This is a genomic window from Streptomyces africanus (assembly GCF_002150735.1).
Lineage (GTDB): Bacteria > Actinomycetota > Actinomycetes > Streptomycetales > Streptomycetaceae > Streptomyces > Streptomyces africanus.
In genome coordinates this window covers 1-348 of sequence record NZ_MUKA01000385.1, presented here as the reverse complement: position 1 = coordinate 348, position 348 = coordinate 1, and the positions used below count along the sequence as shown (strand labels likewise).

Sequence of the window (348 nt, the reverse complement as noted above, 5' to 3'; positions counted from 1 at the left end):
GACGCCGACTTCCTGCACGCGGGCGAACTGCGCGCCGCCGAGATGGCCGGAGCCGTCTCGCTGCGCCCCGCCTTCAGCGAGGCGCCCGAGGGCGAGGTGCGGTTCGTGCAGCACCGCATCGCCGCCGAGGCCGAGGAGGTCTGGGCCCTGCTGACGGCCGGGGCGAGTTCGCCGCCTGCCGCGAGGGCCGCCGCGCGGTCGGCGATGGCGCCGCGGAACGGGGCGAGGCCGGTGCCCGCCGCGATCATGACCACCGGTGCGGACACGCCGGTGGCGTCGATGCGGAAGGCCTCGCGGCACGGCTGCACGCGCGCGTACACCGTGTCGCCGGGCTGGAGTGTGGCGAGG

1 protein-coding gene is annotated in these 348 nt (G+C 77.3%); it reads left to right on the top strand.

Going from position 1 to position 348, the window contains the following annotated elements; all coding sequences use genetic code 11:
- On the top strand, positions 1 to 348 hold a 348-nt coding region (locus CCL05_RS46645; RefSeq protein WP_244204529.1), incomplete at both ends, for a hypothetical protein.